The organism is Pseudomonas sp. NS1(2017) (assembly GCF_002269425.1).
Classification (GTDB): domain Bacteria; phylum Pseudomonadota; class Gammaproteobacteria; order Pseudomonadales; family Pseudomonadaceae; genus Aquipseudomonas; species Aquipseudomonas reactans.
Window position 1 is genome coordinate 4,522,576 of the sequence record NZ_CP022960.1, and the last position, 15,290, is coordinate 4,537,865.

Genomic DNA, 15,290 nt, shown 5'->3' on the forward strand with positions numbered 1-15,290 from the left:
CTCAAGAGCCGACGGCCGTGTGCGCGTCAGGGCTCTGCGGCTTATGCATGACAAACGTTGCCTTTACCCGTCTGGAGACCAGCATGTAAGGCACCCATATGAACAAGGCAATCAATGTCCGTGCCAGCTCTTTTGTCGTGTTGGCGTCGAAAATGGGTTCATCTACGAACACTAATGAGCACACCCAGGCATCGAGCGGAATGTACACCGCCGACGCAAGCACCGTCGCGATATAAACCTTGGGGAATAGATAGTGCTCGGTGATGAAGAGGTAAATGAGGTACGCATAGGTGGCGACAAACAACACATTAATCAGTGCTTCCGCCACCAGAATCGGCGCCCACAACGGGTTGTACAACTCCATCCCAGGCGTCGACAGCAGGGTAAAAGTACCATCCGCAAAAAGCGGGTAATGCACCGCAAGCAGGCTATAGGCCGTGCGGGAAATCGAGATGACCAGGCCTATTACAATGAGCACGAGCCAGCCTCGTAACCCTCTCAACGCTTCGCTTTCTTGCATGTTGCGCTCCATGGGTGACTCAGTTGATCAATGGCTGAACGATTGCTGCAAAAACGCAGTCATCAGTCCTACCACCTGTTGTTGGATCTCGGCCCTTGGCCGAGCGCCTTCTCCATCCCGGCAAATCATGCCATCGCCCGGCGAGCTTTCTTCAATCAGCTCCATGCCGCCCGGCTTGCAGATCGACATGAACGTGAAGTGCGTGGCATCGCCGATCTCCACGTACTGGGTCGAGGCTTTGGGCAGGCGCTTGACCAATGCGGCGGACTCCAGGTTAGGGTCCATATCTTCCGTGGGCACGCCACCCGCGATCACCAGCGCCGGTACGGGAAGTGTGGCCAGACTGGCGTCGGTGAAGCCGGGCGCGAGGCCCAGGTCCAGGGACACAATGGCGGTGACGCGTTTGTCGCTCAAGTCAGCGGCCAACTGGGCTTTGCCTTCGGGTGTGCCGGCGGGGTTCATCTCATGGTAGCCAATGCAGCCGCCGAGTTTCGGGTGTGCGTTGCAGGCTTGGGTGAACAAGTCGGGATCGAAGCGTGCGCCGGCAATCTCAAGCACGGTCCAGCCACCGAGGGAGTGGCCGACGGCGGCAATGCGATTTTTTGCCACCGCGCCAAATTGCTTCGGCTGGGCCAGGACCGCGTCAATGGCGCGACTCAGATCGGCCGGGCGCTTCCATAACTGAGCGGCGGCCTGCGGGCTACGGTCCTTGGTGGTGGTGCCGGGGTGATTGACCGCCGCCACGATGTACCCTTTGTGCGCCAATGCACTGGCCAGCCACACCTGTTTGCCCCAATTACCGCCGTAGCCGTGGGAGAGCACGACCAAAGGATGCTCACCGGCAGCCGGTGGTGCATCTGTCACCGCGAGGGCGCCGATGAACACCCCGTTGTCGGCGATCAACTGGGGTTTTGCGGTGGTTGCAGCAGCGGGATACCAGACCACCATTTCCAGCGGGCGGCTGGTCTGCGCGTCGGGCAAGGTGGTGGTCTTGAAGCCGACAGGGCTTTCGGCCGCGAGGGCGGGCGTGGTCAGGCAAAACACAAGCAGGGCGCGCAAGGCGGTTTTCATTGTTGTTATCTTCCTTGATTTTGGTCGCGCATCATCACCTGAAACCGATCGTCTGGGTACCCCTCTTTACCCTTGGTATTTGCCAACCCAACCCCATAACTTGCCTGTATCCATTGCGCGGAAGAACCGACCATGACCAACCCAACCGAAACCGCCATCCTCGCCGGCGGCTGCTTCTGGGGCATGCAAGACCTGTTGCGGCGTTACCCCGGCGTGCTGCACACCCGTGTCGGCTACACCGGTGGCGATGTGCCGAATGCCACTTACCGCAACCATGGCAACCATGCGGAGGCGATCGAGATCGTGTTTGACCCCGCGGTAATCAGTTATCGGCAGATTTTGGAGTTCTTCTTCCAGATCCATGACCCGAGCACAGCGAACCGACAGGGCAATGATCTTGGGCCGAGTTATCGCTCGGCGATCTATTACCTGAGTGAGCAGCAACGGGATGTAGCCGAGGACACGGCAGCGGATGTGGATGCTTCGAAATTATGGCCGGGCCGGGTGGTGACGGAGATTGAGCCGGCGGGGCCGTTTTGGGAGGCGGAGCCGGAGCACCAGGATTATCTGGAGCGAATTCCCAACGGGTATACCTGCCACTTTATCCGGCCGAACTGGAAGTTGCCGAAGCGCGGTTAAGGCAGCGCAACGGCATAACAATGAAGGGGACGAATCAATCCGTCCCCTTCACGGTCAGCCAGCACAGGTCTGCTTGTCGATTTCGAACCGCCCCACTTCTTTTTCGTTTTTACTGCCAAAAATGTAAATGAAGGTGCCGCCCAGTGTGAGGATCGACGAGTCTTTTGGCATCTGCGCGGCGCAAACTGCCTGGGTGATGTCTGAGAATGTCGCGTCCAGGTCAAAGCTATCAGGCTGGGTATCGTAATTGACCAACGTGTAATAGAACCTTATCGCGTGGCTGTTGGCCGCTTCCGCCCGGTCGAACCTTATGTCCTCGTTGACCATTCGATCACGCGGCGTCGTTCGCGCGGTCAGGATGATCAGGTCGCTGAGGTAGCTGGGTTTGCTGGGCTCGGGTGTCTCTTCGAAGGCCTGTTTTATCAGCACGCCGGCCAAACCCGCGAACAGCAATCCCCACGCGCAATACCAAAACACTTTCCGGGTTTTTTCTGTTGCCACGTTGTTGTCTCCTGGACCCGTCACTTATTTCCCTAAATCCCCAACGGCCAGGACCTGCGGTGCATATTGGAGGTACCACGCACGTTGACCGACAAGCAGGTCGCGGGCGAGTTCGAGCTCTCGCTCGGACATGGCGGCATAAACCCGCTCACTGCGGTCAACGTGTTGCACCTGGTTGTTGACCACTGTGTAGAGCGCCCAGCCTTTGCTTTCCATGCACAGGCGGCTGCCCTGATTGATGATTTGCGCTTCGGTGTAGCCCAGGGAGCGAAAGACCTGCACACCCTGGCCATTCTTTTGGTAAGTAGCGACCTGAAATTGAACACAGGTGTTCAGGCTTTCGCTGAACTGTGTAGCGGAAGACACGTTGTGAGGCACTTTGAAATAGACGTTGCCATCCTTGAAGTCCATATCCGCTCGATCAGAGACCACACTTTGCGCAGAACTCAAATAACGGGTCTGAGGCGTCGAGGTCGATGCACAGCCGTTGAGGAGGCTGCCGACCACGGCCAGCGTAAGCAGAGAAAGGGTGATTCGCATCGAGACGTCCTTGAGGTGTTTCCCAGGTAAATCCATTGGCCATTGAAGCCGGGCATAGCGCAGCTTTGGAAGGGCAGTGGCGCAGTGCGCAATGTTGACACAAACAGGGCGTTAACCGAAGAAACGGCTTCGTAGTTATGGGGGATCAGCGCTTTTCGTACGCCATGTACTCATTCTGCAACACGATATGGTCCGCCACGTACTTCGCATCGTGCCAAACCCCATAGATAAACGACGATGCGCGGTTCACCAAATTCGGCAGGCCCAGGAAGTAAATTCCGCTCTGCGCGGAGATCCCGCGCTTGTGGAACGGCTCGCCTTTCTCATCGAATGCATCGACCTTCAACCAACTGAAATCGAACGTAAAGCCAGTGGCCCAGAGAATCGTGGTCACGCCTGCTTCAGCCAGGTCCAGGCTCAACATCGGATTCACCAGGCACTCAGGGTCTGGCAACAACTCCCAGGCTTGCGGCTCCGGGGGAAACGGCAACCCGTTCGCCTCGATATAGGCATCTGCATCGCGCAGCACATCAAAGTAGGCGCGATCCCCTTCAGCCACGTTCTCGGCCAAGCCGGGTTGGAAGGTCATGACACCGTCTTTCCAATCCTCGGTGACGCCCACCAGATGAATCCCTTGGTGTGCCAGGCGGCGGAAGTCGACGGTCTTGCCGCCTTCGTAACCGCTGACCGCAAAGGCCACGTGTTTTTTCTTCGGCTGGATTTTGACTTCATCCCACAGGCCCAATGCACCCAGCCACCAGCAGTAGTCACGGCCGCGATAGGCGCGGGGAGGGCGGTAGTGTTCGCCCACCGAGAGGTACACGGTCTTGCCGGCCTTTTGCAGTTCTTCGGCGATTTGCGAGCCGGAGGCGCCAGCGCCGACGACCAGCACGGCGCCCTCGGGGAGTTGGCCAGGGTTCTTGTAGGTGCAAGAGTGCAGTTGATGCAGCGGCGCGGTGGTCGGGACGATGTTTGGGATGGAAGGGCGCTGGAACGGGCCGGTGGCGGCGACCACATTGGTGGCTTCGATCACGCCGTCCGATGTGGTCACCTTGAAGCCGGGTCGCCCCACATGACGCTCTACCTGTTGCACCTCGACGCCGGTGCGCACGGGGGCCTGCAACTTTTCCACGTAGGCTTCGAAGTAGTCGGCCATGCGTTCCTTGGGAGGAAAGGCTTCCGGCGAAATGCCTTCGAATGTGAGGCCGGGAAACCGGTCATGCCAGGCCGGGCCGTTGGCGACCAGGGAGTCCCAGCGCTCCGAACGCCAGCGTTCGGCGATGCGGTGGCGTTCCAGCACGATATGCGGCACGCCCATCAGCGACAGGTGTTCGCTCATGGCGACGCCGGCCTGGCCTGCGCCGACGACCAGGGTGTTGATTTTTTCGACGGACATAGGCGGTTCCTGCACAGTCATTAGGCGGTTTGGTCCAGCAATTCGGCCACGGCCGTGAGTGCCAGTTGGTAACCCAGCGCTCCCAGCCCGGCGATCACACCGGTGGCGGCCTTGGATACATAGGAGTGGTGCCGAAAGCTTTCGCGCTTCCAGATATTGCTCATGTGCGCTTCGATGATCGGGCCGTCGAAGGCCAGCAGCGCATCCAGGATCGGCACCGAGCTGTAGCTGAGCCCGGCGGCGTTGATCACGATGGCGTCGGCGTTCAAGCGTGCCTCTTGAATCCAGTCCACCAGCACGCCTTCATGGTTGCTCTGGCGAAAGTCCAGGGTCAGGCCCAGGGTCGCGGCGAGGTCTTGGCAACGGGCTTCGATGCTGGCAAAACTCTCGCTGCCATAGGTGCCGGCTTTGTCCAGGCCGTAGAGGTTGGCGTTGGGCCCGTTGAGGAAAAACACAGAGTGGGTCATGGCGTACTCCAGGTTGTTCAGGGCTGCCAGTCATCCGGCACAACCGCAATCACGTCGATTTCCATCAACCACTCCGGCTGCCCCAAGCCCGAGATCACCAGCCCGGTCGAGATCGGGAATACGCCTCTGAGCCACTTGCCGACTTCCTGGTACACCGGCTCGCGGTAGCGCGGGTCGATCAGGTAGGTGGTGGTCTTCACGATGTGCGACAGATCAGAACCCGCCTCTTCCAGCAGTTGCTTGACGTTTTTCATCGCCTGTTCGGCTTGCGCACGCGGGTCGCCGAGGCCAATGAGGTTGCCCTCAAAATCAGTGCCGATCTGGCCGCGCACATAAATGGTGTTGCCCGCGCGCACGGCCTGGCACAGGTCGTTGTCCAGCGCCTGGTTGGGGTAGGTCTGTTGGGTGTTGAACATGCGGATGCGAGTGTGGGTCGGCATAACGGCAACTCATGGGACACGGGATGCAGCCAGCTTCACATCGCCCCGGTTGCAACGAAACCAGCATTTGCGCGGGGTAGTGCTTAGGAAAAACCGAAGCCCGTGCAACTCATCGCCTGGCGCCTGACCCGGCACGAACCCTGCAACGCTCCCGGTACAGTCATTGTTGAGGGGCAGGCGTGATGCTCAGTCGTATTACTCAGCGTCAACTGGAGTATTTCGTTGCGTCGGGAGAGGCGGGCAGCATCAGTGCGGCCGCTGAACGCATCCACGTGTCGTCGCCTTCGATCTCGGCGGCGATCACCCATATGGAGGCCGAGCTGGGCATCCAACTGTTTATCCGCCACCACGCCCAGGGCATTTCCCTCACGGCGGTGGGGCGCCTGGTGATGCAGGAAGCCAAGCTGATCCTGGAACAGATGACCAACCTCTACACCATCGCCTCGGAGTCCTTGAACAGCGTGCGCGGGCCGCTGCGGGTCGGCTGCCTGGCGTCGCTGGCGCCGATGATCACGCCGGAATTGGTGTTTGGTTTCGGCCGCGCGTTTCCCGGCGTGCGGCTGACGCAAGCCGAAGGCAACCACGAAGAGTTGCTGGAAAAACTGCGCAGTGGCGAGCTGGATATCGCCCTGACCTACGACCTGGTGACCAGCCCGGACATCGACTTCCAGCCCCTGGCGCAGCTGCCGCCTTATGTCATGGTCGGCGAGTATCACCCGCTGGCGAACTCGCCGGCCGTCAGCATGCAAGACCTTGAGGCTTACCCGGTGGTGCTGCTCGACACACCGTGGAGCCGCGACTATTTCCTCAGCCTGTTTATCCAGGCCGGCACCACGCCGAACATCATCATGCGCTCCACCAACCTCGAAACGGTGCGTGCCATGGTGGGCAACGGCATCGGCTATTCCTTCGCGAATGCACGGCCCAAATCGAACCTGTCCCAGGACGGCAAGCGCGTGATCCGCCTGCGCCTGGCCGGCGCCCACCGCCCGATGCGCCTGGGCTACGCCACGGCCTGCAACACCCAGCCGTCGCGGGTGGTGTCGGCGTTTGCCGAGCGTTGCCGCATGTTTGTGTCCGACCAGTACATCCCCGGCATGGCGTCGCCGAGCTTTTTTGATCCGCATGCGGTGCGCGATTGTAGGAGCGAGCTTGCTCGCGAAGGTCGTTAACGATAACGCGGGAAACCTGAAACGACGCGGCGACGTTGGGTTTCTCGCGAGCAAGCTCGCTCCTACACACAAGCGGCAAGCCTGTTTTGCACTGAAATGTCGCGCGCAATGTGCCACCCATTCCGGCGTGCACCGTTTTGAGCTGCATAGGTTCTGCCTACCCAGTGCCCCGGCTTTTACGAATTGACCCTGACCACCTCCCCCCACGACTCTGAACCCATCGATGTAGATCAACTTCTCAGGGCACAGCGACGATGACATTCGACTGGAATTACATGTTTGGTTTGCTGGGCGATGCCGAGTTCTGGCGTGCGACGTGGACGGTGATCAAGCTCAGCACCCTGACCTGGGTCTTGAGCATCGGCCTGGGCTTTCTGCTGGCGCTGGCCAAGCAATCCAGGCACGGCCTGCTCAGCGTGCCGGCGCGCGGCTATATCTGGCTGTTCCGCAGCCTGCCGCTGCTGGTGCTGCTGATCTTTATCTACAACCTGCCGCAAGCGTTGCCCAGCACCTCGGCGATCCTGGCCGACCCGTTCTGGTCCGGCCTGCTGGCGCTGGTGATCTGCGAGACCGCCTACGTGGCCGAGATCCATCGCGGTGGCCTGCTGTCGATCCCCAAGGGCCAGGGTGAAGCGGCACGGGCACTGGGCCTGAAGTTCTTCGGCACCCAATGGCGCGTAGTGATTCCCCAGGCATTACGGGTGGCGTTGCCGTCGCTGGCCAACGAATACATCTCCATCGTCAAGCTCACCTCGTTGGTGTCGGTGATCTCGCTGACCGAGATCCTGATGGTCGGCCAGCGCCTGTATTCGCAGAACTTCCTGGTGATCGAGACCATGGCGGCGGTGGCGTTCTTCTACGTGTTTATCGTCACGGTGTTCGACTTCCTGCTCAAACGCCTGGAGCGCTTTCTCGACGTCAATCAGCGCAACGTGTCCCGTGTTCCCGATGCGGCGGTGCTGGCCCTGGCCACCCAACAGCGCACCGCCTTGGCGCGCCCGGCCACCAATGGCGAACCTGCGTTGCAGGCCGCGCGGCTGCACAAGGCCTACAACGATATCGAGGTGCTGGGCTCGGTCAACCTGCAGATCCAGCCCGGCGAAGTGGTGTCGGTGATCGGCCCTTCCGGCTCTGGCAAAACCACGCTGATCCGCCTGCTCAATGGCCTTGAGCAACTGGACAACGGCGAGATCAGGATCAACGGCCAGCCGTTCATTCACCTGAACAAAGTCGGTGCGCAGAAGCCCCAGTACATCGAGCACGCCGAGCATCGCCTGAACATCGGCATGGTGTTCCAGAGCTTCAACCTGTTCCCGCATTTGAGCGTGCTCGACAACCTGCTGATGGCGCCGAAATACCATCGGCTGGGCGCGACTTCCGAGCTCAAGCAACAGGCCTACGCACTGCTGCACAAGGTCGGCATGCTCGACCATGCCTGGAAATACCCGCACCAGCTGTCCGGCGGCCAACAACAACGCGTGGCCATCGCCCGCGCCTTGATGATGCGCCCGCAGATCATGCTGTTCGACGAGCCGACTTCGGCCCTCGACCCAGAGAAAGTCAACGAAGTGCTGCAAGTCATCGAAGCCCTGGCCGAGGAGGGCATCACCATGGTGATTGTCACCCACGAGATGAACTTCGCCTTCAAGGTGTCCGACCGCATCGTGTTCATGGAGAAGGGCCGCGTGGTCTGCGACGACACGCCGGGCGCCTTGCGCAGCGGCCACAACCCACGCGTGGAGGCGTTCCTCAAGGACGTCTCGCTGGCGTGACCCCCTCAACGTTCAGGAAAAACACAATGATTGAGCAAGCGCACATCGAACAATTCCAGCGTGACGGTTTTTTGGTGGTCGAAGGCGTGTTGTCGCCGGAAGAAGTGGCCGCGTTGCAGCACGATTTCGACCAGTGGGTCGAAGAAAGCCGCAGCCATGCGCAGGGTTGGGGCGCCACCGTCGATGGCCGCGAGCGGTTTGACCTGGAGGGCGATCACCGCGCCGATCACCCGTCGCTACGCCGGGTGAGTTCGCCCACCGAGATTTCAGCGGCCTATGAGCGCGTAGCGTTGCACTCACGCATGGCGGCGATTTCCGCGCAGTTGATCGGCGCCCACGGCGCGCGTTTTCACCACAGCAAGATCAACTCGAAACTGCCCCATACGGCGACCCAGGTGAAGTGGCACCAGGACTTCCTGTTCACGCCCCACAGCAACGACGACATCGTCACCGCCTTGCTGATGGTCAGCGAAGTGACCCCGGAAAACGGCCCGCTGAACGTGATCCCCGGCAGCCACAAAGGCCCGCTGTGGTCACACTGGCAACACCAGCGTTTTACCGGCTCGGTGGACGACGCTGTCGTCGAAGAGCACTGCCAGCAACCGGTGGCGTGCTACGGCCCCGCGGGCTCCGTGTGCTTCATGCACACCCGCCTTTTGCATGCTTCCAGCCCTAACGAGACCGAACTGCCGCGCACCCTTTTCATCAGCGTATATGCCGCTGAAGACGCGCTGCCATTCGGCGAAAACCCGCTGCCCAGCGCACATGCCGGCCTGCTGGTGGCCGGTGAAGAAAGTGGCTTGGTGCGTTCCACGAACAACCACATGCGCTGGCCGCAAAAGCCCCGTGGCGCTTCGTTCTTCGTGCAACAGGCCGGACAAGACTCAGCCACTGCCTAATCCCCTAAAACCTTGTAGGTAATCACCATGACAGCGTTTCGTAAAAGTGTTCGTCCCCTTGCCGTGTGCCTGCTGGGCGCAGCGGTTGCGATGACTTCGTTGGCGGCTTCGGCATTCCAGCAGGACGGCAAGATCATCGCCGGTTCCGACGTGACGTTCTTCCCCTATGAGTACATGGATAACAACAAACCCGCAGGCTTTGACATCGAGTTCATGGACGGCCTGGGCAAGGTCATGGGCCGCAAGGTCGAGACCCTCGACACGCGTTTCCCCAACCTGATCACCGGCTTGCAAGCCGGGCGTTTCGATGTGACCAATTCGTCGATGTACATCACGGCGGAGCGGGTCAAGGTCATCGACATGATCCCTTACCTCAAGAGCGGCGAGTCGATCCTCACCCTCAAGGACAGCAGCTTCCAGCCCAAGACCCCGGAAGAGTTCTGCGGCCACAAGATCGGCTCGATGGGCGCCACGTCGTGGCTGGCGCAAATGAACAAACTGTCCACCGAGTACTGCGTGGCCAAGGGCCTGAAGCCGATCCAGATCAGCGAATACAGCACCGACCCGCAAACCACCCAGGCCCTGCTGGCTCACGCGGTTGAAGCGCAGATCACCGACGCCGCCGTGGCCCGTGGCGTAATCGACAAACTCGGCAGCCGCGTGGTGATTTCCTCCGACACCCTGATCTACCCGGTGCTGAACGGCTTCGGCGTGAAGAAGGGCAATGACACGGTGAAGAAGGCCTTGCTTGAAGGCCTGGAAAAATACCGCGCCACGCCGGAATACGCCGCCTTGCTCAAGAAGTACAACTTCCAGGCACCCACCGATGCCGACATCGCGGCACTGATGCCGAAATAAACCTATCAGCGCGTGCCGCATTCGCGTGCGGCCGCGCCCTGCGGAGACCGATTCATGGCGTTATCCCACGAAGAACAGACGCGCATTGACCTGGCGGCGACCTTTCGCATCATCGCCCACCTGGGCATGCATGAGGCGGTGGCCAACCACTTCAGCGCTGCCGTGTCGGCCGATGGCAAACAGTTTTTGCTCAACCCGAAGTGGAAGCACTTCTCGCGCATTCGCGCCAGCGACCTGCTGCTGTTGAACGCGGATGATGCCTCCTGTGCCGATCACCCGAACGTGGACGCCACCGCCTGGTCGATCCACGGGCAAATTCATCGGCTGCTGCCGCAGACCCGTGCGGTGCTGCATTTGCACCCGGTCTACACCACCGCTGTGGCATGCCTGGCCAAGCCGCATATCCCGCCGATCGACCAAAACACCGCGCGCTATTTCAACCGCGTGGCGGTGGACGAACTCTACGGCGGCATGGCCGACACCGAGGCCGAAGGCGCGCGCCTGGCCGGGTTGCTGGATGGCAAAAGCCGGTTGCTGATGGGCAACCACGGCGTGATGGTCACGGCCGGTTCCATCGGTGAAGCGTTTGACGATATCTGGACCCTGGAGCGCGCCTGCCAGATCCTCGTCACCGCCTGGTCCACCGGGCAGCCGTTGCGGGTGTTGTCCGATGACGTGGCGGAAAAAACCGCGCGCGGCTGGGAAGGTATTGCCGATTTCTCGCGCCAGCACTTTGAAGAAATGAAGCAGTTGATGATCGACGCAGACCCTTCTGTGCTCGACTGAGGACTCCACATGACGTTTTCCGTTGTCGCCCGCTGCGCCGAGACAGGCCAGTTGGGCATCGCCATCAGCTCATCGAGCATTGCCGTGGGCGCGCGTTGCCCGTGGCTGCGGCCCGGCGTGGGGGCGGTGGCGTCGCAGAACATCACCTTGCCGAGCCTGGGGCCGCAGGTGCTGGACCTGTTGGAACAGGGGGTGGCGCCGAGTGAGGCGCTGGCCGCGTTGGCTGGGCAGGATCACAGTGAGTACCGCCAGGTCACGGTGATTGATAGCCAAGGCCGCACCGCGCATTTCAGTGGCGCGCAGACCCTGGGCATCCACCATGCGGTGAGTGGCGAGCAGTGTGTGGCGGCGGGGAATATGCTCGCCCAACCTGCTGTGATCGACGCCATGGTGGCGGCTTTCGAAAAGGCCTCCGGGCCTCTGGCCGACCGCCTGCTGGCAGCGATGCACGCCGGTGTGGCAGGCGGTGGTGAAGCGGGGCCGGTGCATTCGGCGGCGCTGGTGTTGGTGGATGACCTCTTGTGGCCCATCGTCAACCTGCGCGTGGACTGGGCGGATGAAGACCCCATCGGCGCCCTCGACCAGCTCTGGCAGGCTTATCGCGGGCAGTTGCAGGCCTATATCGATCGCGCCATCAACCCACAGGTCGCACCCGGCTACGCCGTGCCGGGAGACGACCGATGAACAGTCGCGACCTGCTGGCGCAACTGGTGCGTTTTGACACCACCAGCCGCGAATCCAACCTGGCCTTGATCGACTTTGTGCGCACGTATTTGCAGGACCACGGCGTGGCCTGCGAGCTGGTGTACAACGAACACAAGAGCAAGGCCAATCTGCTCGCGACCATCGGCCCGGCAGACGTGCCCGGCATTGTGTTGTCGGGGCATACCGACGTGGTGCCGGTGGATGGGCAGCGCTGGAGCGTGGCGCCGTTTGACCTTACCGAGCAAGACGGCAAGTTGTACGGCCGTGGCACAGCGGACATGAAGGGTTATATCGCCTGTGTGCTGGCGTGTGTGCCGGCCCTGGCGAAGGCTTCGCTGCACATGCCGGTGCACATTGCGCTGTCGTATGACGAAGAAGTCGGTTGCCTGGGTGTGCGTTCGCTGATCGAGCGATTCCATGATCAGCCGGTCAAGCCCTTGTTGTGCGTGATTGGCGAACCCACCGAACTCAAGCCGGTGCTCGGCCACAAGGGCAAGCTGGCGATGCGTTGCCATGTGCACGGCGCGGCGTGCCATTCGGCCTATGCGCCGGCGGGGGTGAATGCCATTGAATACGCCGCGCGCTTGGTCAGCGAACTGGTGCGGCTCGGCGAAGCGCTCAAGGCGCCGCAGCTTCTGGATCAGCGTTTCGATCCGGCATTTTCCACGGTGCAGACCGGCTTGATCAACGGCGGCAAGGCACTGAACATCGTCCCGCAGGACTGCAGTTTCGACTTCGAAGTGCGCTCCTTGCCGGCCCAGGATCCCTGGCAGGTTGCCCGGCAATTACAGGCATACGCCGAGCAAACCCTGCTGCCGGCGATGCGGGCGGTGAGTGGGCAATCGGCGATCAGTCTCAGCGAGTTGTCCAGCTATCCCGGTTTGGCCACGTCGCTGGAAAGTCAGGCCGCCGAGTGGGTGGCGCAGTTCTGCGGCTCAAGGGAATTCGGCACCGTGGCTTTTGGCACTGAAGGTGGGCTGTTCGACCAGGCCGGCATTCCCACGGTGGTGTGCGGGCCGGGCAGCATGGAACAGGGGCACAAGCCGGACGAGTTCATCAGCGTGGCGCAGTTGCAGGCCTGTGACCGGATGCTGGCGCGGGTGCTGGGGTTTGTGAGCCAGCCTGCAAACTAAGGTATACACGGCCCATACCCAGGTAGGATTCCGAGCGTTGTAGCCCCGTCGCACACTGTTTTGCAGGCGAGACATTCGCCTTCAAACAACAGGAGAGCGACCATGACAACCCTACTGAAAGCTCCGAGCGAAGAACTGGTGCCGTCGCGCTACGCAGTGCGCGTCGGTGAAATTGATGTGCTGGTGATCAGTGACGGCGTGCTGCCGCTGCCGACCCAGACTATGTCCACCAACGCCGACCCGACCGCCCGCGCGGCGTGGTTCAAGGAAATGTTCCTCGGCCCGGACGCGTTCGACTGGGCACTGAATGTGCTGGTGGTGCGCAGTGGCGAGCAGGTGATTCTGGTCGACGCCGGCCTGGGCGGGCAATTTCCCGGTTTCCCACGGGCCGGGCAGTTTCCCAAGCGCCTGGAAGCGGCCGGTATCCCGTTGTCCTCGGTGACCGATATCGTGATCACCCATATGCACATGGACCACATCGGCGGCCTGCTGGTGGACGAGGTGAGGCGCAAGCTGCGTGCAGACGTGCGCATCCATGTGGCGGCCATCGAGGTCGATTTCTGGACTTCGCCGGACTTCACCTACACCGACATGCCGGCGCCGGTGCCGGATGTACTCCGCGCCACGGCCCAGCAATTCATGGCGTTGTACAAGGACAATCTGCACACCTTCGACGATGAACAGGAAGTTGCGCCGGGTGTCGTCGCCAAGCTCACCGGCGGCCACACGCCGGGGCACAGCGTGGTGTACGTGAACTCTGGCGGCGAACGCCTGACCTTTGCCGGTGATGCGCTTTTTCCAGTCGCCTTCGAACACCCGGATTGGCATAACGGCTTTGAACACGACCCCGAAGAGTCGGTACGTGTTCGCGTGCGGTTGATGAACGAAGCGGCGGCGAGCGGTGAGTTGTTCGTGGCTACCCACCTGCCGTTTCCGTCCGTGGGGCGGGTGGTGGTGAAGGGGGATGTGTTTCGCTGGGTGGCTGCATTCTGGGATTACTGATCCTTCGCCACACCTACCCGCCACTGCGCAGGCGGCATTATCCCATTCACCAGGTAATTCCCCACAATCCGCGATTTGTACACGCGCGGGTTGTGGTTCGCCAGGGTTCGCGCGTTTCGCCACAGCCGGTCCAGCGCCTTGTTGCTGGCGGTGGCACTGGCGCCCAGTGCATCGAACAGCGCCGTGGTGGCCGCGAGTGTCGCATCCACCACCGGGTTCACTGCCAGGCACACTTCCAATTCAGCCAGCGCAACCTGCGGATTGTCATCGTGCAACGGCTGGTCATGGGCGATCACATAGCGCGCGGTGTGCTCCAGCCGTTGCGCCGCTTGCTGGGCGATGGCTTGCGCAGCGTAGGCCTGGCTGGCGACTTCACCGATCACTTGCAGCAGTTGCACGTCCTGGCCGGCAGTGTCGGCATTGCCGGTGGTGAAGGTACGCGCGCGCTGGCTGAGTTCCTCGGCACCACTGAGGGCGGCGCGGCGGGCGATGCCGGCGAGGGTGCTGAGGTGGTAGAGCTGGAAGAACGACTGGCCGTGGCCAAAGCGCTGTTGGGTGAGGCGTACCTCGTCGTCCACCACGGGCGCGTTGTCGAAGATGCAGGTGCCGCTGGCGGTGAGGCGTTGGCCGAAGCCGTTCCAGTCATCGACGATCTGCACGCCGGGCGCCTTGAGGTCGACGACTACGCTGTAGATCGTGCCGTCTTCGCCCGTCGCGATGGTGTTGATCAAGTCGCTGTAGAGCGCGCCGGTGGTGTAGAACTTTCTGCCGCTGATGCGCAAGGCGCCGGCTTCGTCACGGTGCAGGCGGGTTTCGAAATCGCCACGGGTCTGGTTGCCGACTTCGGTGCTGCCGGGGGAGAGCAGGGCGCCCTGGCCGAGCCGGTCCAGCCATTTGGCGCGCCAATCCAAGTCCTTGGCGCTGAGTACGTCCTCGCAGAAACCGAAGTGCCCGCGCAGGGCCTGGGTGATGTTGGAGTCGGCGGCGGACAGCTCTGTGAGCAGCGCCAGCAACTCGACCAACGTTGCATCCTGGCCGCCATAACTGGCCGGCAGGCGCCAGCGCGGCAGGCCCAAGGCGTTCAGTTGCTGGATCACGGTGGCGAGGCTGCCACGTGTCTGATCCGCCACCGCCGCCTGCGCGAGAATCTGCGCAAAGAGCGGGCGAAACGGTGCGGCCAGTTGTTCGTAACGGGCAGTGGGCGGTGCGCCCCAGATGTTCAAAGCGGGAATCGACATGCAATGGACCTTGCAGAAAATGGTTCAGGTGCTGGGGTCCAGTAGTCTGGTGAGCTCACCCTAACTCAGGCGCGGCGAAGTTTTTAATACGAAAAGCAGCTAGCGACCTGTACGACGGTTCTATCGATAGTGCCCAACAGTATTAAACCCC

17 protein-coding genes are annotated in these 15,290 nt (G+C 61.4%); 9 read left to right on the forward strand and 8 right to left on the reverse strand.

Annotation, left to right across the window (positions count from 1 at the left end; translation table 11 throughout):
• Window position 1 precedes the first annotated feature (1 nt).
• Together CI807_RS21210 and CI807_RS21215 are read right to left on the reverse strand one after the other, a co-directional pair.
• Entirely contained in the window at window positions 2-520 is a 519-nt protein-coding gene (locus tag CI807_RS21210) for a DUF2569 domain-containing protein (protein WP_095016073.1), read from the reverse strand.
• Between the two features lie 27 nt (window positions 521-547).
• Entirely contained in the window at window positions 548-1,591 is a 1,044-nt protein-coding gene (locus CI807_RS21215; RefSeq protein ID WP_095016074.1) for an alpha/beta fold hydrolase, read from the reverse strand.
• A 132-nt stretch (window positions 1,592-1,723) separates the two neighbouring features.
• Between CI807_RS21215 and msrA the strand changes: the two genes are divergently transcribed.
• Window positions 1,724-2,230 carry a peptide-methionine (S)-S-oxide reductase MsrA gene (gene msrA, locus CI807_RS21220; protein WP_095016075.1) on the forward strand — a complete coding sequence of 169 codons (507 nt, stop codon included), beginning with the start codon at window positions 1,724-1,726 and terminating at the stop codon, window positions 2,228-2,230.
• A gap of 54 nt (window positions 2,231-2,284) precedes the next feature.
• Here the strand turns inward: msrA and CI807_RS21225 are convergent, their stop codons facing one another.
• The 5 genes from CI807_RS21225 to CI807_RS21245 all read right to left on the reverse strand — a co-directional run bounded on the left by CI807_RS21225 (window position 2,285) and on the right by CI807_RS21245 (window position 5,574).
• A complete protein-coding gene (locus tag CI807_RS21225; RefSeq protein ID WP_095016076.1) occupies window positions 2,285-2,731 on the reverse strand; it encodes a hypothetical protein in 447 nt (148 codons plus the stop codon).
• A gap of 24 nt (window positions 2,732-2,755) precedes the next feature.
• Complete coding sequence (locus tag CI807_RS21230) at window positions 2,756-3,271, reverse strand: hypothetical protein (RefSeq protein ID WP_157742055.1); 516 nt, start codon at window positions 3,269-3,271, stop codon at window positions 2,756-2,758.
• A gap of 145 nt (window positions 3,272-3,416) precedes the next feature.
• The gene (locus CI807_RS21235; protein WP_095016077.1) at window positions 3,417-4,667 is read right to left on the reverse strand and encodes an NAD(P)/FAD-dependent oxidoreductase; all 1,251 of its coding nucleotides are present in this window, start codon (window positions 4,665-4,667) and stop codon (window positions 3,417-3,419) included.
• 20 nt (window positions 4,668-4,687) lie between these two features.
• Window positions 4,688-5,134 (reverse strand): type II 3-dehydroquinate dehydratase, encoded by a 447-nt coding sequence (locus CI807_RS21240; protein ID WP_095016078.1) that lies wholly within the window; start codon window positions 5,132-5,134, stop codon window positions 4,688-4,690.
• Between the two features lie 17 nt (window positions 5,135-5,151).
• The gene (locus CI807_RS21245; protein WP_095016079.1) at window positions 5,152-5,574 is read right to left on the reverse strand and encodes a RidA family protein; all 423 of its coding nucleotides are present in this window, start codon (window positions 5,572-5,574) and stop codon (window positions 5,152-5,154) included.
• Between the two features lie 182 nt (window positions 5,575-5,756).
• Here CI807_RS21245 and CI807_RS21250 point away from each other — a divergent pair, with 182 nt between their 5' ends.
• The 8 genes from CI807_RS21250 (at window position 5,757) to CI807_RS21290 (ending at window position 13,901) form a co-directional block, all read left to right on the forward strand.
• Window positions 5,757-6,746, forward strand: coding sequence for a LysR family transcriptional regulator (locus CI807_RS21250; RefSeq protein ID WP_095016080.1), 990 nt, complete (start codon window positions 5,757-5,759; stop codon window positions 6,744-6,746).
• Window positions 6,747-7,000: 254 nt separating this feature from the next.
• Window positions 7,001-8,518, forward strand: a complete 1,518-nt coding sequence (locus CI807_RS21260) for an amino acid ABC transporter permease/ATP-binding protein (RefSeq protein WP_095016082.1) — start codon at window positions 7,001-7,003, stop codon at window positions 8,516-8,518.
• A gap of 26 nt (window positions 8,519-8,544) precedes the next feature.
• Complete coding sequence (locus tag CI807_RS21265) at window positions 8,545-9,417, forward strand: phytanoyl-CoA dioxygenase family protein (protein ID WP_095016083.1); 873 nt, start codon at window positions 8,545-8,547, stop codon at window positions 9,415-9,417.
• 27 nt (window positions 9,418-9,444) lie between these two features.
• On the forward strand, window positions 9,445-10,275 hold the full coding sequence (locus tag CI807_RS21270; protein ID WP_095016084.1) for an ABC transporter substrate-binding protein: 831 nt from the start codon (window positions 9,445-9,447) through the stop codon (window positions 10,273-10,275).
• A gap of 54 nt (window positions 10,276-10,329) precedes the next feature.
• Complete coding sequence (locus CI807_RS21275) at window positions 10,330-11,061, forward strand: class II aldolase and adducin N-terminal domain-containing protein (RefSeq protein ID WP_095016085.1); 732 nt, start codon at window positions 10,330-10,332, stop codon at window positions 11,059-11,061.
• Between the two features lie 9 nt (window positions 11,062-11,070).
• Window positions 11,071-11,745 carry a DUF1028 domain-containing protein gene (locus tag CI807_RS21280; protein ID WP_095016086.1) on the forward strand — a complete coding sequence of 225 codons (675 nt, stop codon included), beginning with the start codon at window positions 11,071-11,073 and terminating at the stop codon, window positions 11,743-11,745.
• Complete coding sequence (argE, locus tag CI807_RS21285; protein WP_095016087.1) at window positions 11,742-12,899, forward strand: acetylornithine deacetylase; 1,158 nt, start codon at window positions 11,742-11,744, stop codon at window positions 12,897-12,899. The genes CI807_RS21280 and argE overlap by 4 nt, the downstream gene beginning before the upstream one ends.
• A 102-nt stretch (window positions 12,900-13,001) precedes the next feature.
• Window positions 13,002-13,901, forward strand: coding sequence for an MBL fold metallo-hydrolase (locus CI807_RS21290; RefSeq protein ID WP_095016088.1), 900 nt, complete (start codon window positions 13,002-13,004; stop codon window positions 13,899-13,901).
• Here the strand turns inward: CI807_RS21290 and CI807_RS21295 are convergent.
• Window positions 13,895-15,139 (reverse strand): acyl-CoA dehydrogenase family protein, encoded by a 1,245-nt coding sequence (locus CI807_RS21295; protein WP_095016089.1) that lies wholly within the window; start codon window positions 15,137-15,139, stop codon window positions 13,895-13,897. The genes CI807_RS21290 and CI807_RS21295 overlap by 7 nt on opposite strands.
• Between the last annotated feature and the right edge of the window lie 151 nt (window positions 15,140-15,290).